Annotated in this window: 17 protein-coding genes and 2 pseudogenes; 7 read left to right on the forward strand and 12 right to left on the reverse strand. The window is 63.1% G+C overall.

Annotated elements, in window-relative coordinates:
• On the forward strand, positions 1 to 151 hold a 151-nt coding region (locus IB235_RS17270), incomplete at its 5' end, for an integrase core domain-containing protein (protein ID WP_192337745.1).
• A gap of 443 nt (positions 152 to 594) precedes the next feature.
• Here IB235_RS17270 and otnK read toward each other — a convergent pair.
• The 6 genes from otnK to IB235_RS17300 are packed head-to-tail and all read right to left on the reverse strand — an operon-like array spanning position 595 to position 7,105.
• Positions 595 to 1,893: a 3-oxo-tetronate kinase gene (gene otnK, locus IB235_RS17275; RefSeq protein ID WP_192337746.1), complete on the reverse strand. Its 1,299-nt coding sequence runs from the start codon at positions 1,891 to 1,893 to the stop codon at positions 595 to 597.
• A 2-nt stretch (positions 1,894 to 1,895) separates the two neighbouring features.
• A complete protein-coding gene (locus IB235_RS17280; RefSeq protein WP_192337747.1) occupies positions 1,896 to 2,561 on the reverse strand; it encodes an aspartate/glutamate racemase family protein in 666 nt (221 codons plus the stop codon).
• Positions 2,561 to 4,015 (reverse strand): NAD(P)H-dependent oxidoreductase, encoded by a 1,455-nt coding sequence (locus IB235_RS17285; protein ID WP_192337748.1) that lies wholly within the window; start codon positions 4,013 to 4,015, stop codon positions 2,561 to 2,563. The genes IB235_RS17280 and IB235_RS17285 overlap by 1 nt, the downstream gene beginning before the upstream one ends.
• 54 nt (positions 4,016 to 4,069) lie before the next feature.
• The gene (locus IB235_RS17290; RefSeq protein ID WP_192337749.1) at positions 4,070 to 5,599 is read right to left on the reverse strand and encodes a tripartite tricarboxylate transporter permease; all 1,530 of its coding nucleotides are present in this window, start codon (positions 5,597 to 5,599) and stop codon (positions 4,070 to 4,072) included.
• Between the two features lie 19 nt (positions 5,600 to 5,618).
• Complete coding sequence (locus tag IB235_RS17295; protein ID WP_192337750.1) at positions 5,619 to 6,065, reverse strand: tripartite tricarboxylate transporter TctB family protein; 447 nt, start codon at positions 6,063 to 6,065, stop codon at positions 5,619 to 5,621.
• 59 nt (positions 6,066 to 6,124) lie between these two features.
• The gene (locus IB235_RS17300; RefSeq protein ID WP_211595114.1) at positions 6,125 to 7,105 is read right to left on the reverse strand and encodes a tripartite tricarboxylate transporter substrate binding protein; all 981 of its coding nucleotides are present in this window, start codon (positions 7,103 to 7,105) and stop codon (positions 6,125 to 6,127) included.
• Positions 7,106 to 7,277: 172 nt separating this feature from the next.
• Between IB235_RS17300 and IB235_RS17305 the strand changes: the two genes are divergently transcribed.
• Positions 7,278 to 8,207: a LysR family transcriptional regulator gene (locus IB235_RS17305; RefSeq protein ID WP_192337751.1), complete on the forward strand. Its 930-nt coding sequence runs from the start codon at positions 7,278 to 7,280 to the stop codon at positions 8,205 to 8,207.
• 54 nt (positions 8,208 to 8,261) lie between these two features.
• Here the strand turns inward: IB235_RS17305 and IB235_RS17310 are convergent, their stop codons facing one another.
• Together IB235_RS17310 and IB235_RS17315 are read right to left on the reverse strand one after the other, a co-directional pair.
• Positions 8,262 to 9,797 (reverse strand): DHA2 family efflux MFS transporter permease subunit, encoded by a 1,536-nt coding sequence (locus IB235_RS17310; protein WP_192337752.1) that lies wholly within the window; start codon positions 9,795 to 9,797, stop codon positions 8,262 to 8,264.
• A gap of 8 nt (positions 9,798 to 9,805) precedes the next feature.
• Complete coding sequence (locus tag IB235_RS17315; RefSeq protein WP_192337753.1) at positions 9,806 to 10,924, reverse strand: HlyD family secretion protein; 1,119 nt, start codon at positions 10,922 to 10,924, stop codon at positions 9,806 to 9,808.
• Positions 10,925 to 11,054: 130 nt separating this feature from the next.
• Between IB235_RS17315 and IB235_RS17320 the strand changes: the two genes are divergently transcribed.
• Positions 11,055 to 11,747 carry a CerR family C-terminal domain-containing protein gene (locus IB235_RS17320; protein WP_192337754.1) on the forward strand — a complete coding sequence of 231 codons (693 nt, stop codon included), beginning with the start codon at positions 11,055 to 11,057 and terminating at the stop codon, positions 11,745 to 11,747.
• A 136-nt stretch (positions 11,748 to 11,883) separates the two neighbouring features.
• On the opposite strand, the gene IB235_RS17325 is transcribed toward IB235_RS17320, so the two are convergent.
• Positions 11,884 to 12,183 (reverse strand): nickel-binding protein, encoded by a 300-nt coding sequence (locus tag IB235_RS17325; protein WP_192337755.1) that lies wholly within the window; start codon positions 12,181 to 12,183, stop codon positions 11,884 to 11,886.
• A 148-nt stretch (positions 12,184 to 12,331) separates the two neighbouring features.
• Complete coding sequence (locus IB235_RS17330; protein WP_192337756.1) at positions 12,332 to 14,083, reverse strand: winged helix-turn-helix domain-containing protein; 1,752 nt, start codon at positions 14,081 to 14,083, stop codon at positions 12,332 to 12,334.
• A 138-nt stretch (positions 14,084 to 14,221) separates the two neighbouring features.
• On the opposite strand from IB235_RS17330, the gene IB235_RS17335 reads away from it, so the two are divergent.
• The 3 genes and pseudogenes from IB235_RS17335 to IB235_RS25200 all read left to right on the forward strand — a co-directional run bounded on the left by IB235_RS17335 (position 14,222) and on the right by IB235_RS25200 (position 16,870).
• Positions 14,222 to 15,349, forward strand: coding sequence for an EamA family transporter (locus IB235_RS17335; RefSeq protein ID WP_192337757.1), 1,128 nt, complete (start codon positions 14,222 to 14,224; stop codon positions 15,347 to 15,349).
• Between the two features lie 33 nt (positions 15,350 to 15,382).
• A pseudogene (locus IB235_RS17340) lies at positions 15,383 to 16,408 on the forward strand (PLP-dependent cysteine synthase family protein); the annotation flags it as partial.
• A gap of 123 nt (positions 16,409 to 16,531) precedes the next feature.
• On the forward strand, positions 16,532 to 16,870 hold the full coding sequence (locus IB235_RS25200) for a glutaredoxin (protein ID WP_225612439.1): 339 nt from the start codon (positions 16,532 to 16,534) through the stop codon (positions 16,868 to 16,870).
• A gap of 173 nt (positions 16,871 to 17,043) precedes the next feature.
• On the opposite strand, the pseudogene IB235_RS17345 reads toward IB235_RS25200, so the two are convergent.
• Positions 17,044 to 17,700 (reverse strand): annotated as a pseudogene (locus IB235_RS17345) (transposase); the annotation flags it as partial.
• A gap of 506 nt (positions 17,701 to 18,206) precedes the next feature.
• Positions 18,207 to 18,377, reverse strand: a complete 171-nt coding sequence (locus IB235_RS25205) for a transposase (RefSeq protein ID WP_370576925.1) — start codon at positions 18,375 to 18,377, stop codon at positions 18,207 to 18,209.
• A gap of 825 nt (positions 18,378 to 19,202) precedes the next feature.
• Between IB235_RS25205 and IB235_RS17355 the strand changes: the two genes are divergently transcribed.
• Positions 19,203 to 20,837 (forward strand): GMC family oxidoreductase, encoded by a 1,635-nt coding sequence (locus IB235_RS17355; RefSeq protein ID WP_192337759.1) that lies wholly within the window; start codon positions 19,203 to 19,205, stop codon positions 20,835 to 20,837.
• The last annotated feature ends 450 nt before the right edge of the window (positions 20,838 to 21,287 follow it).

The following is a 21,287-nucleotide window of genomic DNA, read 5'->3' on the forward strand; positions in this document are numbered from 1 at the left end:
CGCACACTGGTTCATGAGCCTTGCGGACGCGGCCGAAAAGCTGGAGGATTGGCGCAGACACTACAATGACGACCGACCCCACAGCGCCATCGGATACAACGTCCCGAGCGCGCTGCACTTTCCCGGCGGCGTCACCAGCCCGCCGCCATGACCAAGGCCGGAAACTCCGGCTTTAGATGGTCCAAAATTGGTAGGCAGGGCAAAGCCGGAAGAACTCCAGCATCCGGCGGTCCAAGGGCGGGGAGCAGCGCAGAAGCCCGGAAACTCCAGTTCCCGGCGTTCCCAAATCGGTTGGCGGGGCAGCAGCAGTTTCACTGCGTGCATTTTGGTGAGGATATTTTGGGGCACGCTTCCCTGCCAACCTAAACCCTCCATCAAGGATCGACATTACTATCCCGGTAGAGGGCGAGGTGAGAGAAGGTCTTCTTGGAGATGTGTTGAGCGTCGTCGAAGCCTAGGCAGGAGTTGGTCGACATGAGGAGAGTGAGCCGAACCGTGAGGCCACCTGCGTTGGTATGAGCCAAGCGGCGTTCATATCGCAAGAGTCTGAAATGCATCCGCTTCTGGGCCATGCTCTCGCTTGGATCGCGATAGTCATTGTCTCCTATCGGATGCGCTGCCGCTAAGTGCATCTAGCGCATGGGTGAAAAAGCTGGTCCTGCCGAAATTCCCGGACTTCAATGCCAGTGCGATGCCACGTTTCTGGCTGATCAGGATCGGCACGCCGGGATCTATCTCGGGACCGATGCGCAGATCGCCAAGGTCGAGCGCTTGGGCCACGGCACCAGAGGTTTCGCCACCGGCGACGACAAGGCGCCTGACTCCGCCGTCAACGAGCTGCCGGGCCGTGTCGGCAAACAGCTCGTCCAACCTGCCCGCGACGGCTTCCCGGCCATATCGCGTCTGGGTAGCGGCGACCTCATGGGGATTGCCAGAGGAAAAGGCCAATGGCTGCTTGCCGACATTCTGGCGAAAGAAACCGATCAGATCATGGCTCGTCGTGATGCCATTCATCACATCGTCGACCGAAATGGCGAGAGCCGGATGGTCGCGCCGATGAACCTCGATCTGGTCGCGGGTGGCACCCGAGCAGGAGCCGGCGAGAATGGCCTCGGGACCGGTCACGCCTTCGAAGCGGGTCGCCGTCCCTGCCTCCAGCCCGGCCCGGATGAAATTCGCGGGCAGACCGATGGCGATACCCGAGCCGCCGGTGATCAAGGGGGCCCAGGCCGCCGCCCGACCCAATGTGACCAGATCTTCGTCGGTGGCAGCATCGGCGATGGCAAGCGTTTCACCCTTCGTGGCCGCCGCGCGCAGGGCCGTGGCGACAGCCTCGGGACCGGCGCGCACGACAGCGGCAGGCACCAGCCCGACCGGGGCCTTTGACTGACGGCCAAGCCAGCGGCGAATATCGGCGTCGCGCATGGACGTCAGTGGATGGTTCTGCATGCCGGATTCGTTCAACGGGCGGTCGTGCGCGAAAAGATGGCCTTGATGCACGGTGCGGCCAAGCGTCGGAAAAGCGGGACAGGCAATGACGCCCGCGACGCCGAGCGCATTGGCCAGTGCCTCGGCAACCGGACCGATATTGCCTTCTGGCGTTGAATCGAAGGTCGAGCAATATTTGAACACAATCTGCCGACAGCCTTGGGCCTGCAACCATTTGAGCGCCGCCAGCGACTGCGCCACTGCCTGATCGGCGGGGATCGACCGGGTCTTGAGGGACACCACACCGGCCTCGATTGCCGGATCGGCCTGCCTGTCCGGCACGCCCATATATTGCGCCACGACCAGCCCCCCAGCCTGACCCGTCACGTCGGGCATCCCCTTGGCCAAAGTATTGGCGATGTCGCCAGCTCCGGTAAAATCGTCGGCAATGACCCCCAGCAGCATGGTCAGTCCCCTGTCACCAACCCGCGCATGCGGGTCACCGCCGCGTCGGGGGCAGAAAGCACCGGCACGCTCACGACCGCCCGCACCGCCTCGGCCGCGCGCGAGGTCGAGAAATGCGCCAGCATGATCGCGTCATGGCGCTCCAACTCATGCGCGCGCGCCGCCACCAGCCGGTTATGGCTTGCGGCATCGCCATTTTTCAGATGATCGATGGCTTCGCCGACGACGATGGTGTTGAGCATCGCCTTGCTTCCAACCTCACAGACGAAGGCCTCGAACTCAGCCATCATCGTCGGAACCGCCGGTGCGAAGGTCGCGAGCATCCCGATGTTGCCCCCCGCCGCAATGGCCGCACGAAACATCGCCTCATTGGGTTTCAGCACCGGGATCGGCAGCGCCTTAGCCATGCGATCAATCGCCGGACCGAAGGCCGAGCAGGTCACCAGAATGCCATCCGCACCGATCCGGTGCGCATAGCGACCGAAATCGACGAAGCGGCCAATCAGCCCCTCGGACAGGTCGGCCCCCTCTTTGGCGCGATCGATGCTCAATGCGTCGTCGAGCAGGTTTACTGCCTCGGCCTCGGGCCAGTGCCGCGCCATCGCTTGGTTCACCGGCTCCATTGCAACAGGCGTCGCGTGAAAAAGGACAATGCGCGGGGCGGGCATCAGGCGGTCTCCAACGGGTCGGTCGGGGCCATTGTTGCGGATGTCAGGAAGGTCCGATCCTGCTGGCGTCTTAGCGCCCAAAGCGGCGAAGCTTCGGGTTCCTCGACCATGTCATAGGTGATCAGCGTGCCTGCGGGGATGTCCCTGATGGCGCGGTTGCCGACCAGCAGATGCGCGCAGGCCGCATTGCCCATTGCGACCGGAATTGCGGGGACGATGCGGGCTGTCAGTTGCGGGCTGTGGTCATTGCCGAAGATCTCGCCCGCCTTGATGTCGCGCGCGGCCACCTTCACCAGATCGTAGCGCGGCAGATAGTCGTCCGAGCCGGTATCGATACCAAGCAACCCGGCCATCAGGATCGAACTTGATGTCTCGACGCCGCACAGATGATAGGGCCGGTAAATGACGGCAGCGGTGTCGTCGTAATTAGCGATCTGGCCCTTGGTCGTCAGCACATGGTTCGAATAGGCATTGTCGCAGCGCACCACCAGAAAGACACCGCCGCCAAGGCCCGACTCGGCAGGCGCGCGCAGACAGGTCGCAAGGTCGATCTTGCCCGCCCGGTCGAAAACCCCTCCATGCGCCTGCTCGCAATAGGCGACCGGAATTTCCGTAACGCGCAGCGGCGCATGAACAAGCGTATCCACCGCCGGTTCCAGCCCGGTATAATTGGCGGCGATCGTCATTTCGCACAGATCATATGAGCCGGGCTGCGGCAGCTTGGCCAATATTCTGGCGCGCTGCGCGACATATTCGGCCGTGCGCCCCTGAGGGATCATCTGCAGGAATTCGCGATCCTCGGGCGCGACGATGATTGAGGCCTGATAGGGCGCGTGGATCGGCTTGTCGGTCATGATGCGGGCCTCGCCGGTTTCGGCGTCGTAGATGAACTCGCCATCCGTCGCCTTACCGCCGCTGATCACCGACAGGCCGACGGATTTCGCCCATTCGTAAAGCTGGATCAGCAGACCGTGCTGATCGCCGTCAACGGGGGTGTAGACGACGCCCGCTTCCTTCGCCAATTTCTTCAGCATCGGCCCGACCGTCACGTCGCAATCCTTGGTGATCATCGCGACATGCTTGCCGTTCTTGATCGCGCGCAGCGCATAGACCACGCTTGCCTCGGGGATGCCGGTGCTTTCGCAGACGATATCGACCGAGGGCAGGTCCGCCACCAACAATGGCTTGTCGGTATAGACCCGCTTGCCGTCATCGATGGCGCATTGGGCGGCCTCGGCGCTGTCGGCATAGACCAGCAAGGACGGATCGAACCCGGCCTTCAGATAAGCGCCCTTGGCGGCATCAAGCGACAGATCTGCAACCACGACAACGGAAAGAAGCGGCGTATGGGGATCTTGGGTGACAATCGCGGTGCCGTAATTTCCCGCACCGATGACGCCCGCACGGACATGGTCCTTTTTGGCGAATTTCGAATAAAGGTGGTGATAGACCATGGCATCGGTCTCCGCTCTGGTTTCAGATGAGGGGGATCGGGAAGCGAAGGACGGTCAGGGACCGACCTTCGGCGTCAGTTCAGGGTGGTCGGCAGGCGCGTGCCGTGCGCGCCGGTTCATCCACCACGGAAGGATGATCAAGGCGGCCGTAAGCGCGAAGATGACCAGCGCAATCGGGCTTTGGAAAAACACGCCGACATCGCCGTCGGAGCCGATTAACGTGCGGCGGATGCCGCGTTCAAGGATGGGACCAAGGATCATGCCAAGCACCAGCGGCACCGGCGGATAATCCAGCTTCATCATGATATAACCGACGACCCCGAAACCAATGGCCAGCAGGACCTGGAACATCGAATTGTCGATCGAATAGATGCCGAACATCACGATCGACATCACCGCAGGGAACAGGAAACCCGGTTTCACGAAGGCGGCGGTGGCAAGGATCGGCGTCAGCAGAATGGTGATGGCGACCAACGCCAGATTGCCGATGTAGAAGCTGCCAAAGATCGTCCAGACGAACGTGGACTGGGTCTGAAACAGCATCGGGCCCGGCTGCAGCCCGATCATCAGCAAGCCCCCCATCAGCACCGCAGTCGTCCCCGAGCCCGGTATGCCCAGGGCAAACATCGGGATCATATTGCCGTAAGAGGCGCTGTTATTGGCGGCCTCGGGCGCGGCCACGCCCTCCATCGCGCCCTTGCCAAAACGCTCAGGATTCTTGGCGAAGCGCTTGGCGAAGGCATAGGAAATCATCGTCGCCGCCGTCGCGCCCGCACCCGGAAGCACGCCGACAAAGAAGCCGATGAGCGAACCCGAGATCAGCTCGCGCCAGCAGCGCAGGGTCTCGCGCACATTCGGCAAAAGCTCGCGGAACCGGAAGCGGGCACGATTTGTCTCATCCTCCGATAGGGGGGCTGTGGCATACATCTCGGCCAGACCGAACAACCCGACGGCAAGGATCGAGAACTCGATGCCATCGAACAGGTAGATGCTGCCGAATTCGAAACGGGGCACGCCCATGATCGGATCAAGGCCGATCGTTCCGATCCAAAGCCCGCCAAACAGCGAAACGCCAGCCTTGATCGGGTCCCTTCCGCCAAGCACGCTGACCAGCGACAGCGAAAAGATCATCAGCGCGGTCATCTCGATCGGGCCGAAGGCAATCGCGGCGCGTGCAATGGTCGTGGCGAAGGCCGTCAGCAGCAGCAGCCCGATCAGGCCACCCACGAAGGATGCGGCAATGCTGATGCCAAGTGCCGGTCCCGCCTTGCCCTGCTTCGCAAGCTGGTAGCCGTCGATCACGGTCATCGTCGCCGAGGCATCGCCGGGAATACCCAGCAGGATCGCGGTCACCGCACCGCCATATTGCGCGCCGTAATAGACCGCACCAAGTGCCGCGATGGCTGCCGTCCCGTCAAATCCGACGGCGACCGGCAACAGGATCGCGACGCCGGCAGTCGGCCCAAGTCCCGGCAGCGCACCAATGAACAGGCCGATGACCGAGCCGATGAAGATGGCCAGCAGGATGGAGGGCTCGGACGCGGCCGCCAGCCCGTTGAAAAGAAGTCCCCAAGCCTCGAACATGATGGTCTACCTTCCGCGCTTAAAGCAGGGGGACGGCAAGCAGGCTGCCGAAAACGACGTAGAGGATTGCGGTCATCGCCGCCGAGACGACGGCCAGAATGCTGTAGAACCTTGAATTTCGCGGGCCAAAGATCGCGCCAATGGCAAGCATCAGCAAAAACCCGGCAGCGATCATGCCGATAAGGCCAGACAGCCAGACAAAGGCGATCATCGCGACGGTGCAAAGCGCGACCCGGACGATCTCGGCCTTGCCGATGGTTTCGATCAGCTCCAAGCGCCGGACTGCGTTGAACAGATTTGCGCCCGAGAAGATCAGAATGCCAAGCCCGATCCAGAAGGGAAAGAAGCCCGCGGATGGGTTGCCTTCCTCGATATAGCCGTAGCCCATGCCCTGATAGGCGACATAGGCGCCAAACAGGATGAGCAGCGCCGAAACGGCAATGTCGGCGTGACGAATTTTGACCATGTTATCCTCCCTGCGGTGACGACCGGCCAAGCTGGCCGGCCGCTTCGATCCTGTCCGGCCTACTTGGCCAGTCCAAGGTCGCGCATGACGCTTTCATAGCGGGCGCTGGTCTCGACCATCGCGGCTCCGAATTCGGCGCTGTTCAGATAAAGCGGGGTTTCGTTGAAGCGGTCGACATATTGGGCCTGCCATTCCGGGCTTTCGGCGACGGTCTTCAAGATGCCTTCCCAATAGGCGACGGTTTCGGCGGGCACGCCTGAGGGCATGATGATGCCGCGCAGCTGCGTGTGGACGATGTCATATCCCAGTTCCTTGAAGGTCGGCACCTCGGCAAGCGAGGTCATCCGCTCGGGCGAGGTCACCGCCAGAGGCCGCAGCGTGCCCGCCTTAACCTGCTCAAGGATCTCGTTCGGATTGCCGTAAAGCAGATCAAGATGCCCGCCAAGGATCGCGGCAATAACCTCGCCCTCGCCATCATAGGGCACCACCTTGATATCGGTGCCGAGCTGCTTGTTGGTGATATGGGCAAGGATTGCCGGGTCAGAGACGGCGCCCGCCGTGCCGATCTTCAGCCCCTTGGCGGCCTTCAGATCGTCGATGGTCTTGATCGGCGAGGTATTGGCCACCGCAAGGATATAGGGCGAGCGCGCAATGGCCGCGAGCGGCGTGAAATTCTTGTAGTTGATCGGCATCTTGCCCAGCAATGGCGTGGTGAAGAAGCTGACGCCGACGCCGCCAAGCGTATAGGAATTCCCCTCTTGCGCGTTGATGTAGCTGTAGCCGACCGCACCCGACCCGCCGGTGCGGTTCTCGACCAGAATGTTCACCGGAATAAGCTGCTTTTCCTGAATGACCTTGGCCAGCGTGCGCGCCAGAATGTCGCTGCCGCCGCCAACGCCGGCGGTCACGACATATTGGATGTCCTTGGCCGGATAGTCGGATGCCTGCGCGGCGGTGATCGCAAATTGCGATGCCGTCAGAAGTGCTGCGCAACCGATCGCGAATGCGCGACGGGTCACGCCCCTCATGTTCGAACCCATGTTTTCCTCCCGGGTCGAACGCCCCCGCCGGTTTCTCCTCCCAGCACATTCGACCGAATGACAATTCGCGGACACCCGCGACAAGATGAAGCCTAGCGATTGCCTTCTGGCAGAACAAACCACAAAATCATCACGATTGGTCTGGTTTGCAAACCAATAGAATGGGGGCCCCGTGGACATCATCGGCAATGTCAACATGAAGGTGTTGCAGACGTTTCTGGTGGTGGCCGAGGAAGGCAGTTTCCGCGCCGCCGCCGAGAAGCTGCACCGTTCGCATTCGGCGGTCAGCGCTCAGATCATGCAGATCGAGGCCCAGCTTGGCGTCGCCCTGTTCGAACGCACGACGCGCAGCGTGAAGCTGACGCCGGAAGGAGCGCATCTGCGCGACAGCACCAGAAAGGCGTTCTACGAGATCCATCTTGGCCTGCGCCGCATCCGCGAGGAAAACGATGCCAAGCGTGGCCAGCTGTCCCTGGCCTGTTCGTCGCATATGGCCTCGATCCACCTGCCCCCGGTGCTGACCGAATTCGTTCGGACCTATCCCGGCATTGCCGTCACCGTCAGGGAACTGACGTCGAAAGACCTGTATGAGGCGCTACGGCAGAAAGAGGTCGATTTCGCCGTCGGCCCCGAGGATCAGGACGAGGCCTTCGATTTCACCACGATCATGGTCGAGCCGTTGCAGGCCTTGGTACCGCATCACTTCCTTGACGGGCCGCGCGACAGCATCACCTTGGCCGAGCTTTCACAACTGCCGATGCTCGTGCAAACTCAGGCGACGGCAGTGCGCAGAATGCTGGACGCGGCCATGCGCGCCAAGGGTCTGGACCTGCCGACACGCTATCAGTTCATTCAGGCCGAGACGATCATGGCGATGGCCGAGGCTGGTCTTGGGGTTGCCGTCCAGCCCGCGACGCGTCTTGCCAAGGGCAATCTCAAGGCAACGGTGATCCTTGATATCACCGAGCCGACCATCACCCGCAGCATGGCGCTGATCACGCTGCGAAATCAGCGCCTGTCGCCCGCCGCCCAAAACCTTGCCGACAAGATTGTGGACGATGTCCGCTCGACGACCGGATTCGTCGCGGAAGGTCTGGAATAAGAAACGGCCACTCCGGCGATATGGCCCACGGCTTAGCCAACAGAAATCACGCGACTATTTCGGACGGCGGAGCAGCAAGACCACGGGTGTCATCGCAAGGATCATGACCCCCATCAGCCAGAAGCAATCGCTATAGGTCATGACCAGCGCCTGCCGCTCGATCAGGCTGGACAGTTGGGCGACGGCGCGCAGCTTCGCGGTGGCCGCGTCGATGCCTTGGCTTACCCCGTCCGCGGCCAGCCGCGCCTGTCCGGCCAGCGAATTCGCGGTCAGCGTCTCGCGAATGGCATCCGAATGAACCGCACTGCGCTGGTCGATGACGACGCCGCTTAACGCCAGGCCCATCGAGCCGCCCAGATTGCGCGCCATGCTGTAGATGCCTGCCCCGTCGGCGGCATTCTCGCGTCCGATGGCGGCCATGGACACCTGATTAAGCGGCATCGAGGCCAGAATTTGGCCGATCCCGCGCAGCAATTGCGAGACGGTGAAATCCGACCCGGCGCTGTCGGGGCTAAGCCCGATATCGACAAAGCAGCTTGCCGCGTAGCAGACCAGACCCAGCGCGACCATGACCCTCGCATCGAAGCGGCCGATGACGCGGGGCAGAATGGGCACGAGCAGGAACACCGGAACTGCCGAAAGCGCCATGATTGCACCGGCCTGCCGCGGATTATACCCGGCGATGGTGCTGAGAAACTGCGGCAGGATGAAGGTCGCGCCATAGGAGGCCGCACCGACCGCCATCGCGATCAGCGCGGCGCTGGAGAATGCGCGGTTCCCAAGAAGGGACAGCTTGATGACCGGGTCGGCGCTTGTCCTTTGCGCCAGCAGAAGAATGGCGAAACCCAGCAGCGAGGCCAGCGTCAGGCCAAGGATGGTCGGGGATTCAAACCAGCCTTCGCGCTGGCCCTCTTCAAAAACGACGGTCAGGCAGCTGAAGGCCAGCGTCATGCCAAGAATGCCCCACCAATCCGCCTTCGCCAAAAGGCCCAGATTGGCCCTTTGCCGGGGAAGGCCGACCAGCAGCAGTACGGCCAGCGCGATGCCGACCGGCAGGTTCAGGAAGAAGCACCAGCGCCAGCTAACCTCTTCGGCCAGATAGCCGCCAAGCACCGGCCCAAGGATGGGGCCGATCAGGACGATGATGCCGAAAATGCTCATCCCGACCGGCATCTGGCGCGCGGGTAACCGGGTGCGGACGATGACCTGCGCGGTCGGGATCAGCGCGCCGCCGAAAAAGCCCTGCCCGATGCGCCCGATGATCATCGCAAGCAGGCTGCCCGACAGCCCGCAGAAGATCGAGAACAGCACGAAGGCCGTGGTGGTCACCAACAGCAGCGTCCGCAGCCCCAGCAGGCGTGTGAACCATGCCGTCAGCGGGATCATGATCACCTCGGCGACCAGATAGCCGGTACCGATCCACGTGCCCTCGGTGCCGCTGGCCCCGATCGCGCCTTGGATCTGCGGCAAGGCGGTGTTCGTGATCGAGATATCCAGCGTCGCCATCAGCGCGCCGACGGCTCCGGCGACGACGGCGATCCAATCGGTCAGGCCCGCCGTTTCGGGACCGGGCCCGGTCGGGGCGGTCATCTGCCCGGTCATTGTCCTGATGCCAGCTTCACATGCTCGGTCGCGCCGGTATCGACCGAGACCTCGATCGACAGGCCCGGCAGCAACGGCGGCAGACCGGTCGGGCCGGGCTCAAGCCTGATGCGGACGGGAACGCGCTGGACGATCTTGGTGAAATTGCCGGTGGCATTTTCGGGCGGCAGCAGCGCGAATTGCGCCCCGGTTCCGGGGGCGAAACTGTCAACGATCCCGGTCAGTTTCAGATCGGGATAGGCGTCGATGTCGATGCGGACGGGCTGGCCCGCGCGCATATCCGCGATCTGCGTTTCCTTGAAATTCGCGACCAGATAGATGTCGTCGGTCGGCACGATGGTCAGCAGCGGCGTGCCGGGCTGGACGAACTGCCCAAGTTGCGCCGTACGGTCGCCCAACCTCCCCGAGATGGCAGCGCGCAGGACCGTGTCCTCAAGGTCGATCTCGGCCCGCCCAAGGCTTTCGCGGGCAGCGGCAAGGTCGGCCTGAGCTTTCTCGACCTGCGCCTTCAGGGCTGTGGTCTGCTGGCGGGCCTCGTCCAATACGGCCTGCTTCAGATGGGTGATGGACCCGGCCTGATCCAGCGCCGTCCGTGCCCGCTCGACCTTTTGCTGGCTTTCGACCCCACGGGCCGCCAAAGGCGACATCCGGTCGAAATCCTTTTGGGCCAGCTTGGCATCCTCGGCGGCGCTTTCCAGATCGGCCTGCGCCTGCGCAATGACCGACGCCTGACTTGCAAGATCGGCCTGACTTTTCACCAGCTCGGCCTTGCGGCCATCGACGGTGGCCCTAGCCTCGCGCATTGCGAATTCGTAGCGACGCGGGTCGATTTTCAGCAAGGGCTGGCCTGCGACCACCTCTTGGTTATCCGCGACATAGATCTGGTCGATCTTGCCCGAGACCACCGGCGCCATCGAAACCTTGTCGGCCCGCAGATAGGCGTTGTCGGTGCGCTCAATGAAGCGCCCGTTCGCGTACCAATCATAGAAGAAGAACCCGCCGATCATCACGGCAAGGACCAGCAGGACGGCCAGAACTTGCCGCACCCGGCTGCGTTTTTGCGGAATCGCCGTCTGGGCCGCAGTGATGGATTGCGGGGATGGGTTTGCGTTCATCTGCGGTTGGCCTGACATTGACGGGATCGGCTGAATTATTCCAGTTGGAACATTTCTGTCAATTGGCAAAAGTTTTCCACTTGGAATAATTTCTCGGCCCGTGCTACCCTTCTCCCTGCAAGGAGGTGTCATGACGAGTTTAAGAAGACGCAACGCCGAAAGCGGCTATGCTCGTGGCGAGGAAACGCGGGCAAAGATCATCCAGACCGCGATCACCCTTTTTGGAGAGAAGGGCTTTGCGGGCGTCTCGACCCGTGAGATTGCCGGTGCAGCGGGTGTGCCTGCCCCCTCGATCCAGTATTATTTCGAGAACAAGGAAGGGCTTTACCAAGCTTGTGTCGACAATCTGCACATGTCCGCCTGGGAAGCGGTCGGCCCGGTCATTGCCGCGGTTGAAACCCTGCTGGCGGACAAGGCCGACAGCGACAGGCTGATCGACGGCTATTGCCGGATCTTGGAAAGGCTTGCGGATTTCCTGTTCGCCATGCCCGACGCTGGCAGCCGTGCGCTGTTCGTGGCCCAGCACCGCGCCCTGACGAACTGGCAGAAAAGCACGCCTTCGGGTCAGCAGGCCACCGGTCGTCGGATTCAGGATTGCTGCGCCGCCGTGGTCGCGCGGATTGCTGACGGTCGCCTTTCTTCTGAGGATAGTAAGATCGTCTCGACCACGGTCAATGGCCAGCTGATGATCGTTCATCTGGCCCGCGATCATGTCGAGGACATGCTGGGCTGGACCGAGATCACCTCAGCGCGGAACGAGGCGCTGAAATCGGTGGTCAGACGACAGACCACCCTGCTTCTGAATTCCTACCGGTCAGGGTGACGGATTGGCGATCTGCTGACCAGCATGCCGGTCAGGTCGCCTCCGGAACAAAAATGTGTCGAGGACAATCCAATTCCTGCCACGCGGGAAGGTGACCCCCCGCATGGCAAGCAGATAATGGTTAGGCGTATTGCTCTCAGGCCGGGACGGACTCGGCGGGGTCGGGACGGACGATGACGGTGGTGGCCACCGGATAGAACTCCTCGCCCGGCATGCCGACGCGGCGGGCATGTTCGCGGATCGCCTCGCCGTTCATCGCCTCATAGATGCAGAAGGTGCCGATGCGCCCGTCTGGTTCGTGAACCACATAGCTGCGGATCCAGCGCAGTTGATCGGACATCTCATCATTGCCGATCCGGGCCGATTTTGCCCCGGCCATTTCCAGATCCGCAAGAGTGGCCCAAGCACTGGGGCGGCGGATGACGTATAGCTGCATGTGACTATTCCCTTGTCGGGCCGGAAATTCCGGCCGTTGCGGTTCAACCGCGCCATTGACGCGAGAGACCAGAATATCAGCGAGGGCCGCCGCTAATCCTTATCGCCGGCTGATCCTTGGCCGATCCTGCTCGGCGCGCCTGCGGGCATCAGTTCGTGACAGGTGCCGCCAGCGACGCGGCTTCGACCTGCAACCGGGGTGAGCCGATGCGCTCGGCGCTGCGCAGACAGGCCGAGATTTCAGCCCGCGCCGCCGTCTCGTCGCCCGCGCGCAGATACAGCCGCGCAAGGTCAAGCCGCACCCGTGCCGCGTGATATTCAATCCCGGCGCCGGTCCAAAGCTGGCGCGCCAGCATCAGGAAACGCGCGGCCTCGGGGTCTTCGGGGTCCAGCCAATGGCGGGCCTCGTTCATCAGCGCATGCGCGGCGGGCTGGCTCCAGCGGCCCGGCTGGGATTGCAACTCATCCAGTGCGGCACGCGCCACATCACCGCGACCAGCAAGCGCCGCGATCCGCGCCTTATGCGCCAGCAGCATGCCGCGCCGTTGCAGGTGATACCACGTCGCCCCCGACAGCGTGCGATCCAGCGCGGCCAATGCCGGGTCGTGCTGACCGGTTTCGGCCAGCAGGAAGGCATTGCCCGGCTCGGCATCCCAGCCGCTGGCATAGGCGGCGGCGTAATCGGCCCGCGCCCCGTCCAGATCGCCCATCATCGCGCGCAGATCGCCGCGCACGCGGTAACCTTCCCCGATCGAGAAGGCCTCTTCGTCGGAAAGCTTCGGGATCGCCGTTTCGATCGCCTGCAAGGCCTCGGGCAGGCGGCGCTGCGTGCCAAGGATCTCGGCGCGGTGCAAATCACATGAGCCGGGCACCTCGGCAAAGCTGGCGGCGCACCAGCTTTCAAAGCCAATGCTCCATTGCCGTGCCCGCGCCCAATCCGAGAAGGTCCGGCAGCTCCACAGGATATTGCAATAGACAAGGCTGCCGGTCACGGGATCGACCTGACTGGACAGCGCGATGGCGGCGGCATGGTTCTGCTGGTCGATCCCTTGCGCGGTATCGCCAAGCGCGATGTTGTAGAAGCCCTCATAGGTCAGGGTCAGCGCGATCAGACCGGCATCGCCACAGATGCGGGCGGCTTCGCTGGCGCGCATCGACAGCGACAAGGCCTCATCCGCGCGGCCCGAGAAGGTCGCAAGGCGCGAGCGCATCCACAGCAGATAGGCGGCCAGACGCGGATCCTGATGGCTGCCCGTCAGCGCCTCGGCCCGATCAAGCCAGCCCGCGGCGGCGGCGGCGGCGCTGCGCTCAAGTTCCAGCTTCGCGATGGTCACCGCTGCCCGCGCGGCAAGCTCGGGGCGGTTCTCGGACAGATGCGCGGCAACCCCGCGGATCAACACCGGGATCGCTTCGAAGGGGCGGCCCCGGCATTCCACCGCGAAGGCCCAAAGATCAAGATCCGCCCCGCCCAGACCGCCCTGCCCGTCCAGCGCCTCGAACCGATGGACCAGTCCGGCCCAGTCGTGCAGGCGGGCGAGGTCTGCGGCCTCAATCCGGTTGTCCGGAACCGGGTCGGTCATCGCCTCCAGATGCGCCAGCCCGGGCCGATCCAGCGCGAAACGGTAGCCATGGCGCACGAAGCTGCGGATCGCATCGCCCATGCCGCCCGGCTCCAGCGCGCGGCGCGCCAGACTGACCAAGCGCTGCAAGGAGGCCTCGGTGACGATGACATCCGGCCACAGCGCGTCCATCAGCTCATCCTTGGGTACGACCCGGCCCGCATTGCGCAACAGATGTGCGAGCAGGTCGAAGACAAGGGGCTGCACCTTCTGGTCGGCCCCATTCAGGCGCAGGCTGCGCGCGTCCTCGTCCAGTTCGAAGGCGCCGAAACTGTGGATCATGGCGATTGTCCCGGGCGGGCGGACCCATGCGCTGATGATACGCCAAAGATCAGGCGCTGATAAGGACGCTGGGCGAGGCCCGGATGTAGGTCCTTGGGCATGCGGCAGGGCCGCGTTGCACAGCGACAGGATATCCCGATGACCCGTCATGTTCGACCATCATTTCCCGTCATCCCAGGCGTGGCGGTTGCCGTTCCGGTTCTCGAACCCGTCCCGCCAGCAGCGTGCCGCAGGTCGCGGCCTGAAGGCTGGCTATGGGGCCTTGGCGCCGCCGTGATCTGGAGCGGTTGGTGGACCGTCACCCGCATCGGCGCAAGCGACGGCCTGCCCGCCCCCGACCTTGCCGCGTTGCGCTTTGGCATCTCGGGGGTGCTGCTGCTGCCGCTGGCTTGGCGCATGCGCCTGAAGATCCGCAAGGCGGGTGCCGCGAACCTGTTCTTCATGGCCGTCGGGGCTGGCGCGCCCTATGCGCTGGTGGCGGCAACGGGGGTCAGGCTGGCCTCGGCCGGAACCGGAGGCGCGGTCACCGTCGGGCTGATGCCGCTGTTCACGGCCGCGCTGGCCGTGCCCCTGCTGGGCGAGCGGATGACACGCGGGCAAGTCGCGGGGCTAGGCTGCATTCTGACCGGCGTCGCCTGTATTGCATTGCAAAGCATAGGTGGCCCGCATGGCCGCGCGGGGCTGGGGCTTTTCATCCTCGGGGCCATGATGTGGTCGGGCTATGCCGTGGCGATGCGCCGCTCGGGCCTGCCGGCGATGGTCGCGGCGGCGGTGGTCTGTCTGGCCTCGCTGCTGCTGTATCTGCCGGGCTGGATGATCCTGCGCGGACCCGGAACCCTGATGGCCGCCGCGCCATCCGACCTGATGTTGCAGGCCGTTTATCAATCCCTGCTTTCCGCAATCGCGGCGCTTTACTGCTTCAGCCGCGCCGTCCACCTGCTGGGCGCGGCGCGGGCCTCGGTCTTTGCGGCGCTTGTGCCCGGCCTTTCGGTCATCATCGCCGCGCTGGTCCTGCATGAAGCGCCGGGCCCTTGGCAGGCGGGCGGCGCGGGCCTGCTTTCCATCGGGGCGGTGGTTGCGGGTGGCGCGTCTGCCAAGATGTCCCTACCCGGCTTCGGTCTGTTGGCACGGGTATGGGCAGGCTGGCGACACCGCCATCAGATCGCGGCGACCCGGCGCACCCTTTCGCGGCTCTCGGATATGGGGCTGAAGGATATCGGCCTTCATCGCTCGGAACTTATCGGAAGCAGTTTCCACAATCGCTGATTCCACCGGACATCTGATCGAAAGGAACAGGACATGACCGGATTGCATGCATCCATTCTGGACACCATCGGCAACACGCCGGTCGTGCGCCTTGCGCGGCTGGCCCCCGAGGGCGTCGAAATCCATGCCAAGCTTGAGGCCTTCAATCCCCTCGGTTCGGTCAAGGACCGGATGGCCTTGGGCATCATCAATGAGGCCGAGCGGACCGGTGCCCTGCGCCCCGGTCAGACCGTGATCGAGGCGACCAGCGGCAATACCGGCATCGGCCTTGCCATGGTCTGCGCCCGCAAGGGCTATCCGCTGGTCGTGGTCATGGCCGAAAACTTCTCGGTCGAGCGGCGTCGGCTGATGCGCTTTCTGGGCGCAAAGGTGGTGCTGACGCCGGCCTCGGAAAAGGGCTCGGGCATGGTCGACAAGGCGCGCGAGCTGGCCGCCACCCATGGCTGGTTCTGGACCCGGCAATTCGACAATGAGGCCAATGCCCAGACCCATAGCCGCACCACCGCCCGCGAGATTTTACGGGATTTCGGCGGAAACGGACCGGATTATTTCGTCACCGGGTCCGGCACCGGCGGCACGCTGAAAGGTGTGGCCAAGGTGCTGCGGGCGGAAAGCCCGGCGACACGGATCATTCTGGCCGAACCCGAAAACGCCCCGATGCTGGCCAGCGGACTGGCCCAACCCTATCGCCCGGATGGCAGGCCCGAGAGCCATCCGCATTTCCGCCCCCATCCGATGCAAGGCTGGTCGCCGGATTTCATCCCCGACCTGACTCGCGACGCGATCGCGGCCGGATGGGTCGATGCGGTCCAGCCGGTCTCGGGGACCGAGGCGATCCGGCTTGCGCGCGAACTGGCGCGGCAAGAGGGGATCTTTTGCGGCATCTCGGCCGGGGCGACGCTTGCCGCGGCATTGGTCGTGGCCCGGACGGCGCAGCCGGGCAGCCGTATCCTGTTCATGGTCCCCGATACCGGAGAACGCTACCTGTCCACCCCGCTTTTCGAACAGATCGGGCAAGAGATGGACAAGGAAGAACGGGCGATTTCGGAATCGACGCCGCTATGCCGTTTCGGCGCGCCCGCAGCGCGGCCCGCAATCGCCGCCCAGCCGATCCCGCACCCCTCGGCGCAGGCGCGCGCCTTCGTCGAGGCCGCGATCACCTCGCGCGATCAGCCCGTGGTAATGTTCGCGCTGGAATGGTGCGAGTTTTCGTGGTCGGTCCGACGCTTCCTGCAGGATCTTGGCGTGACCTATCGTTCGGTCGATCTCGACTCGGTCGAGATGCAAGCCAGCGCTTCCGAAATTCGGCGGGCCCTGCACCAGCAGACCGGGCAGCCGACGATCCCACAAGTCTTCATCGGCGGGACCCATATCGGCGGCGCAACCGATCTGCTGGCCCAGCATGATCGCGGTGATCTGTTGCCGGTGCTGGCCAAGGCGGGCATCCAGCCCACGGGCCCCGAGGCGTTGAACGCGCTCAGCTACCTGCCAAAATGGCAAGCGGCGAGGCCGACGGCGTAAGCGACAAACGATGGAGTTTGATCCGGGCGCGGGCAGGCTGCGATGAGAAGGCCGACCTTACGTGCCGCGCTGGCCTGCATCGCGCCCGAACTCCCCAGATGAACGACGTCGAGAAGAGGGATTGGCAAGCTTTTTTGGGCATGATTGAGCCGCGTGAGCCTCCGGTCTGTCAGGGCGCTCATTTCGGCCGCATAGCCGCTCCAGAGGCCGAAAGCATCGGCTCTGGCATGACGGTACGAGGCAGCGGGCGAAAGACGGTGTTGATCTGGTCGTGAGCTGCCAGAAACCTTTGGGCCTGCCTGGGTAAGTTGAACCGCCCCATGATCTTCTCGGGCCTTCGGGTTGGCCTGTACGATCCCTCGATCCGGTTGTTCATGCCCTTGTGCGCGCGACGACCCGCACCTGGCACAATTTCACGAACCGGTTTGAAAACACGTGGCTCGCTGAACCGGGCGATCAGCTTTGTCAGAAAGCGCCTTGCGGCTTTGGCATTGCGCTGTGGCTAGACAAGAATATCCAGCACGCCCCGCTCGCATCCATTGCCCGCCACAGCCAGCATTTCCGCCAGTTGATCGGGGACGACCTCCTCGAGATGCCATTTGTCAGCCGCACCGAGCCTGTCGCGCCTGATGCAGGCAGCAAAATGGCGGCCGAAGCAGTTTACCCATTGGCGAATGTATCCCGGCTGACCGTCACATCGCCTCCGCAAGCAGGTCCTCGACATCGGCAGCGCTTAGCGCAAAGCGGTGATACAGCCAGACGACATAGGCGATGATTTGACGAGGAAAACCGAAGCCTTTCAGGCGCGGTAATGTCGATCGTATCACCATGTCCTTGCTCTAATCGGAAGAAAGAAAAATTTGGCATTGCCGGTCTCGCTGCCCCCGAAGGCTCGGCAAGCTAGGTATTGTCCCACGGTTTGATGGTGCGATCCTTTCGAATGAATGGAAGCCATATGGGACAAGTCCGTCGCGAAGCGACACGACCACGGACGCCGTGCGAGCAGCAATACAGCGCTTCGACCGTGGCGCTGAATCTGTAGCCTTGCCTCGAACGTGCCCATGAAGGCCATGGCCAGATTGTCAGGATACTTCGCCGCTGAAACGGCTGTTCAGTTCGCCCAGCGGCGCGGCGATTGAGGTATCAAGTCCGGGGATCGAGGTGGAAAATTTCGTCGAATGTCCAACCTGAGTTCTGCACCAGAACCCTGCATGGAGGGACGCATATCAGTGGCAATGCAGCGAAGGCCGGGTTTGGTCGCGAGACAAACCAGCCCTCTGGGAGATGCGTCGCCGATCGGGCACGTCGTTGATCTGGGACGGTAGCAAACCACCGATCACGCTGATGAACGGCTCAGGCGCGGTTCCGCCACCCTTACGCGCACCGACAGCCCTGCAGCGTAAAGACCGATGATCTTGTCGTCGAGATCGTCGATCCGGGTCTGGCCCTTCTGAACCAATTCCGGCTCGAAACTGCCGTCCCGGTCGCGAAGCACCGAAAGCGGCACTTCACCCGCTTCGTGGCAACACCATCCGCCGGTCGGTCTGTTCAGGGGGCGGCCCGCGTCGGCCTCATAGCCCAGATGCCGTCAATTCGGCCCCCGGCATCTGCGTTATCAGCCGGACCTTCAGCTCTTTCATCAGCCCTGTGTCGCTCAGTATATACTCAGGTCGCTTGCAGCCCTTCAGTGACCCGTCCAGCAGTTCGTTCTGTCATCGCCCTTGCCCCCCTCAAGAAGCATGGACCCAATCAGCCACACACAGAATGCCGCGCACTCTCATGCAGGACCGCCATCCGCCATGACCTGATCACCGACGAGTTGGGTTTTCGCAGCGAATGCCATGCCGACCGCTACCTGAAACCGCACGAGGAAATGCAACGCCTAGTGGTCTACCTCGCAGATCTATCGTCGGCGCTCGCCAGCATCGACGAGCGCGATGCCGACTGCGCCATATCACATGACCGCGCCGACAGGTTCGATCATGGCAGCGTGATGAGCGGTGCTGGTCGTCGGCGATAGGACCCGCATCACCGTGACACGTATGTCCGTGACATGCATCTTGATAGCGGAGCAGGGAAAAACGCTTGCCGTGTCCGGATTGGCCAGAAGCACTTGCTGTCTCCCGCCAGTACCTCGCAAAGCTGGCGTCGCTCCGACTGTTTTTTGATTATTTGAAAGCAGGGGTGACCCCACGCTCAGACTGGCGCGCACGGCCAATCCAGTTGGCGCGATGAACCAAGACTCAAGACCTGCCCCCGTCCCATCCTGCCGCAGGCCGCAGAGTGTCAATCGCAGGAGGAACGGATGACGAGGGACAGCACAGAAAAAGGGATGAGCCGGCGCGGCTTCATTGGGCGCACTGCCGTGGCTTCGGGCGTTCTTAGCCTTGGCGGCGGATTGTGGGGTGCCAGCGTGAACCCTGCCGATGCGACGGAAAAATCCTACGACTATGTTATCTGCGGCGCGGGCTCGGCAGGGTGTGTGTTGGCGAACCGACTGTCGGCGAATGGTGCTTCGGTCTTGCTGATCGAGGCGGGTGGACCCGACAGCAGCGAGATGATTTCGACGCCGATGCGCCTGATCGAGCTTTGGGGAACCGAATACGACTGGGGCTATGGCACCGTGCCTCAGCAGCATGCCCATGACCGCGTGCTTTACTGGCCACGTGGCAAGACACTGGGCGGCTCCTCCTCGCTGAACGGCATGATCTATGTTCGTGGCAATGCCTCGGACTACGATCAGTGGGCCAATGAATTCGGCTGCGAGGGTTGGGATTATGCATCGGTCCTGCCCTATTTCCGAAAATCCGAGGATTTCTCGCGCGGCGAGGATGAGTTCCACGGTGCGGGAGGACCTTTGCATGTGACCGCGGATTACGAACCGCATCCGGTCACCAAGGCCATCGTCGAGGCCGCCATCCAGGCTGGCCACACATATAACGACGATACCAACGGCCGGGCACAGGACGGCGTCGCCTATGTCGATCTGAACACCAAGGACGGTAAGCGCGCCTCGACCGCGGTGGCCTTCCTGCGCCCGGCGCTGGAGCGTCCGAACCTGACGCTGATTACCAATGCTCGCGTCCACCGCGTCGAGATCGAGGGCAATCGCGCGACCGGCGTGACCTATATGCAAGACGGCAAGCTGCATACAGTCGCGGCCGCGCGCGAGGTTGTGGTCTCGGGCGGGGCAGTCGAAAGCCCGCGCATCCTGATGCTGTCCGGAATCGGTGCCAAGGAGGAGCTTGAGAAAATCGGTGTTCCGGTGAAGCTGGACCTGCCGGGCGTCGGCAAGAATCTGCATGACCACACGCTTTGCCCGGTGATCTATGAGGGTGCCAAGGAACTGCCCGCTCCCACGGATCTGACGATCACGCCTTTGCACGCGCATCTTTTCGCCAAGTCCGATCCGGAACTGCCGGGCATCGACATGCAGCCGCTGTTCTTCTTCGTGCCCTATTACGCGCCCGAACAAGAGAAGCCGACGATGAACGGGTTCAGCCTGATGGCATCGGGGGTGCGTCCGACCTCGCGCGGTGCGATCCGCCTGACCTCGGCCGATCCGGATGACGTCATGCAGATAGATCCGCAGGTGCTGCAGACACAATATGACGTCGATATCCTGGTCCGCTCGATCAAGCAGATGCGCGAGATCGCGAAGCAATCGGCTTTGGACGAATGGCGCGGGCGCGAGATCTATCCCGGTGCGGAGGTACAAAGCGACGAGCAGCTTGCGGATTACGCCCGCTCGGCGGTGATGTCCTATCACCACCAGAACGGCACCTGCAAAATGGGTGTGGACGAGGCGGCAGTGGTCGATCCGAAGCTGCGTGTGCGCGGGATCGAAGGGTTGCGCGTCGCGGATGCGTCGATTTTCCCCTTCGTCATGGCGGGGAATACCAATGCACCGACGATCATGGTGGCCGAAAAGGCCGCCGACATGATCCTGACTGACCATCAGGCGTAATCTTCGGGCGGCCCTTCGGGGCCGCTCTGCTTTGACAGGCCCGGGTGACCGGGCGGACATTCTGGGTCTGCAGCGTGACGGTCCTTGCTGCCGTTCATCCTGCGATGCTCAGGCAGAAAATCTTGGCGTCAGCGTAGCGGCAACAGAATCTCTCACCCACTGGACCCTACAGGGCCAGAGCCTGTTCATGGCCCGAAGCCATAGATTCGGCGCGAGGGGCGGCAGGTCAATCAGTCCCGGCACGAGCCCTGCGGGACGGGCGATGAAATCAGGCAGCACGGCCCAGCCTGCGCTTCCCCTGACCGCCTCGACCAGCGCGGCAAATGAGGTCAGATCAGCTGCGATGCGTGGACCGGTCACTCAGGCGGTGCGCAGTAAAAAGCTGAGGGGCACGATCCAGCCGGGCGGATTGCTGCCGGTGGCGGGGGATCTTCGCATTTATAGCGGGCG

The sequence above is a fragment of the Paracoccus sp. PAR01 genome, from assembly GCF_014851995.1.
Taxonomy (GTDB): domain Bacteria; phylum Pseudomonadota; class Alphaproteobacteria; order Rhodobacterales; family Rhodobacteraceae; genus Paracoccus; species Paracoccus litorisediminis.